At 48.9% G+C, this 4167-nt stretch carries 4 protein-coding genes; all 4 read left to right on the forward strand.

Annotation, left to right across the window (positions count from 1 at the left end; translation table 11 throughout):
- Nucleotides 1-380, forward strand: a 380-nt coding sequence (locus RYL88_RS11825) for a hypothetical protein (RefSeq protein WP_314991541.1), incomplete at its 5' end; no start/stop codon positions are given.
- A complete protein-coding gene (nfo, locus tag RYL88_RS11830) occupies nucleotides 377-1216 on the forward strand; it encodes a deoxyribonuclease IV (protein ID WP_314991542.1) in 840 nt (279 codons plus the stop codon). The genes RYL88_RS11825 and nfo, both read left to right, overlap by 4 nt.
- Entirely contained in the window at nucleotides 1217-2464 is a 1248-nt protein-coding gene (locus RYL88_RS11835) for an OmpP1/FadL family transporter (RefSeq protein ID WP_314991543.1), read from the forward strand.
- 9 nt (nucleotides 2465-2473) lie between these two features.
- The gene (locus RYL88_RS11840; protein WP_314991544.1) at nucleotides 2474-4018 is read left to right on the forward strand and encodes a fatty acid--CoA ligase; all 1545 of its coding nucleotides are present in this window, start codon (nucleotides 2474-2476) and stop codon (nucleotides 4016-4018) included.
- Nucleotides 4019-4167 lie beyond the last annotated feature (149 nt).

Here is a 4167-nt window from a genome sequence, read left to right on the forward strand (position 1 = left end):
TCACCATCCTCACTCCGCCGCTAAAAATCAATGACGTAGGCTTCCTGCACAAAAGCGCAAATCAGCTAAATTTGCAAATTTATAGCTCGGGCGTAAATACGGTAAATCTCAAAATAAACGACAAAATTTGTATGAACGGCGCGTGTTTTGAGAAAAAAGAATTTAACAAAAAGTTCTTTTTAGAGGAGAGATACGACGACTTTTTCGCGGAAATTTTGGAGCGCAAGCCGCTGTATGACGGCATAAATGTAATGACAAATTCGTGCGGTTTTATACAAGATATAAGTAAATATTCAATAAAATACGAAGTTTGCGGTAAAAATATCAGCTTTTTCGACGCTAAAAACCGCATAAAAATCATCATAAAAGAGCTTCAATGAAATTTATCGGCGCGCACGTCAGCATCGCGGGCGGCGTAGAAAACGCTCCGCTAAATGCGGCAAATATCGGCGCGAACGCCTTTGCGATGTTCGTCAAAAACCAGCGTCAATGGGAAGCCAAGCCGCTTTCCCAGGAAAATATCTCCAAATTTAAACAAAATTTAAAAGCAGCCGGCATCAAGCCCAGGCACGTTTTGCCGCACAACGGCTACCTTATAAATTTAGGCCATCCGAGCGCCGAGCAGCGTCAAAAGTCCATTAACGCCTTTTTGGACGAAATTTACCGCGTAGAGGCGCTAGGCCTAGTGATGATAAATTTTCATCCGGGCTCGTATCTAAACGAAATTTCGCCCGAAATTTGCCTCCAAAATATCGCAAATTCCGTAAATTTCCTACTCGAAAATAGCCAAAACGTAAAGCTAGTCATCGAAAACACCGCGGGTCAGGGCTCAAATTTGGGCTTTAAATTTGAACACCTTGCCTTTATCGTCAAAAACTGCATCGATAAAAGCAGGATCGGCGTCTGTCTCGACACCTGCCATACGTTTGCCGCTGGATACGACATCAGAGAAGACTACGGGCGCGTGATGAGCGAATTTGACGAGATAGTCGGGCGCGATATGCTGTGCGGTATGCATCTAAACGATACGAAATTTGACCTAGCCAGCAAAAAGGACCGCCACGAGAGCCTAGGCAAGGGCTTTTTGGGCTTAAAAACGTTTGAAAACATCATAAACGACCCCCGCACGGACGATATCCCGCTAGTTTTAGAGACGATCGACGAGAGTATCTGGGCGGACGAGATAAAAATTTTAAGAAACTTTAAAGGAGAATAAATGAGAAAATATATCGGCGTTTGCCTAGCAGCTTGCTGCTGTCTAAATGCGGCGGGCTTTAAAATCCCCGAGCAAAGCGGCGATAGCATCGCGCTTTTAAACTCAAACGTCGCAACGAGCTTCAGTCCCGACGCAGCCTATAATAACCCGGCGAATATGATATTTTTGGACGGCGGACACTACTTTGAAGGCTCGCTAACCTACCTGCGCATGTCAAAGACGAAGTATAGGCACTTTAACGGCGACAAACTAACATCCAAAAGAGCGACCGCGCTCGTACCTACGTTTCACTTCGTGACGCCGCATTTTGGCGATTGGCGCTTTGGCCTCTCGGTCGTCGTGCCTGCGGGAATGTCGATGAGATGGGACGAAAATCTACCTAAAGCCACATCTAAAAAATTTGATCTAAAAGTGATCGAGGTAAATCCTAGCGTCGCCTACGCGCTAACCGATAACATCGCGTTAGGCTTTGGCCTCCGCGCCGTTTACGCTAGAGGAGAGGCCGTGCAGGAGGTGCCTGGCGCCCTACCCGCCTCGCAAGACATCAAAGGCGACCGCGTAAATTTCGGCTATAACGCGGCAATCACGTATAAACCGACCTCAAATTTGAGCCTAGCGGCCACCTACCGCTCGAAAGTAAATATGAATCTAAAAGGCGACACCGACGTCAGCGCGCCGGCGCACCCGAGGGGGGCATTTCCGAGCGGCTCGTATAGCGGCAGCGCAAAGCTATCCGTACCGCTACCTGCGAGCTTAAATTTAGCCCTATCGTACAAAATCGCAAACACCACGCTGCTATTTGATTTTGAAAGAACTTATTGGTCGGCATGGAAAGAGCTTGACTTCAACTACCCGGGCGCCTCGGCCGCTCACTACCGCAACCCGTTTTTTGCGGCATTTGACGCGTCTAAAAAGCGCGACTGGAAGGACAGCAACGCCTACCGCATCGGCGTAGCGCACGACGCGACGGATAAGCTTCGTCTGATGGGCGCGGTTACGTTTGACGAGGCTGCGTCCAGAGCCGACACCACGGGCTTTGACCTGCCAGATACCAAGGCCGTCATCTATGCAGCGGGCTTTAACTACAAATTTACGGACGCTTTGGAGCTGGGAGCTAGCTACTTCTACCAAGACAGAAAGGCGCGCGACGTACACTACTACTCAAACGCGTCGGGGCTTTATCCAAACGGCAAATTTGAGCGCGGCAACGCTCAGGCGATAAATTTGAACGTGAAATATAAATTTTAAGGCGCGGCCATGAACTACCCTTACGAAAATTTCGAGGATATGCTAAACGTCGCGGTAGATAAAAACGGCGGCGGTATCGCGATCTACACCGAAACGGACAAAATAAGCTACAAGCAGCTACGCGCGGACGCCTTTGCGCTGGCCGCATTTTTACAAGGCATGGGCGTGAAAAAAGGCGACCGCGTCGCGATGATCGTAAATAACTCGCCGGAGTTTATCGCTAGCTACTTTGCCGTCACGCTGCTAGGCGCCGTGGCCGTGCCGATAAATACCTTTTTAAAATACGAAGAATTTGAATACATCATAAACGACTGCGGGGCGAAATTTCTCTTTGCCTCGGCCGAGCTAGCCAAAGAGATACGCGGGCTAGAGAGCAAAACTGCGATCAAAAAGATCGTCTGGATCGGCGATAGAGCCGAATTTGACGGAAACAATATCGCCTACGCCCACGCGCTAAACTGCCGTATAGAGCTAAATTTGACCGACCGACCGAAGCTCGACGACCTAGCCCACATCATCTACACCTCAGGCACCACGGGCAAGCCAAAGGGCGCGATGATCAGCTATCGCAACCTCATCTCAAACGTCCAGGGCGCGCAAGAGGTCTTTCACGTACGCACGAAGGATAGATTTGCCGTGTTTTTGCCGATGTTTCACAGCTTTACTCTCACGGCGATGGTGCTGCTACCGATATTTTCGGCGTGTTCGCTTATTTTAGTAAAGTCCATTTTTCCGTTTTCAAACGTCCTAAAACAAGTCCTACTCAAACGCGCGACCGTATTTTTAGGCGTACCCGCGATCTACACGGCTATCGGCAAGGCTAAAATTCCGTGGTATTTTCGCTGGTTTAACTGCATTAGGATTTTTATCAGCGGCGGAGCGCCTTTGGCGGAGCAGACTATCGCCGATTTTCGCGTTAAATTTCCGCGCGCGGTGCTGATAGAGGGCTACGGACTTAGCGAATGCTCGCCTATCGTCTCGGCAAACACGCTACAAAAACAAAAAATCTCAAGCGTCGGCTTGCCGCTGCCCGGCTACGAAGTAAAATGCATAAACGACGAGATGATCGAGCTGCCCGCAGGCGAAGTCGGGGAGCTAATCGTAAAAGGCGACTGCGTGATGCAAGGCTACCTAAATATGCCAGACGCCACCGACGAAACGATCGTAAACGGCTGGCTGCGCACAGGCGATCTCGTCAAGATCGACGAAGAGGGCTATATCTTTATCGTAGACCGCAAAAAAGACCTCATCATCTCAAAGGGCATCAACATCTACCCGCGCGAGATCGAGGAGGTGCTGTTTAAACTGCCCGAAGTCGAAGCAGCCGCCGTTATCGGCATCAAAGACGAGCACGCGGACGAGGAAGTTACGGCCTTTATCCAGTTTAAAGAAAACATGAGTCTGGATGAAAAAGATATCCGTGCGCACCTCAAAAAACACTTGGCGAATTTTAAAATTCCAAAGACGATTTATTTTAAAGACGAGCTACCTAAAAACGCGACGGGCAAGGTGCTAAAGCGCGTTTTAAAAGAGCAGATAAAGGATGAAATTTAGTGCGGTTTTTGATAGAGTTTATCGGCGGAGAGCAAAATTCTAAAATTTCCTCGCTCATAAAATGCAGCCAAAACGAGGCGAAAATTTTACGCCATCTAAGCAAAGGCTACGTCGAGGGCACTCCGCAAAGTAGCGTCTATGACGTGCTT

This window comes from uncultured Campylobacter sp. (assembly GCF_963517995.1).
Taxonomy (GTDB): domain Bacteria; phylum Campylobacterota; class Campylobacteria; order Campylobacterales; family Campylobacteraceae; genus Campylobacter_A.